The following is a 364-nucleotide window of genomic DNA, read 5'->3' on the forward strand; positions in this document are numbered from 1 at the left end:
CTCGGCGGCCGCGGTGATCGCCGCCGGGTCGCGGCCGTCGAGGTCGTCGATGGGATACCAGCGGTGGCCCGACATCGGCCACGGAGCGGGCATCGGCGCGCGTAGCGAGACGCCCAGGTACTCGGACGGGAGGGAGGGGAGCAGGCCCACCAGGTCGTTCTCATCCGAGCCGTAGCCGTGAAGAAGCAACAGCACAGGCCGGTCGCCGCGGTCGGCCAGCGGGGCGGCGTAGCGCACGGCGCTGCCGTCGAGGGGCGGGATCTCGCTCACGTGCCCATCCTGCCGCACCGCCCCGACACGGCGGCATCCGTTCTGCGCCGCCGGCCCCGGTCGACATCTGTGCGTCACACGCGGTGGGGTATAC

At 73.4% G+C, this 364-nt stretch carries 1 protein-coding gene; it reads right to left on the reverse strand.

What is annotated here, in order from left to right; translation table 11 throughout:
• A partial coding sequence (locus tag IWC96_RS00015; protein ID WP_231378719.1) for an alpha/beta hydrolase occupies positions 1-270 on the reverse strand: 270 nt, incomplete at its 3' end.
• Positions 271-364: the final 94 nt, after the last annotated feature.

Source organism: Brevundimonas sp. BAL450, assembly GCF_015767455.1.
GTDB lineage: Bacteria > Pseudomonadota > Alphaproteobacteria > Caulobacterales > Caulobacteraceae > Brevundimonas > Brevundimonas abyssalis.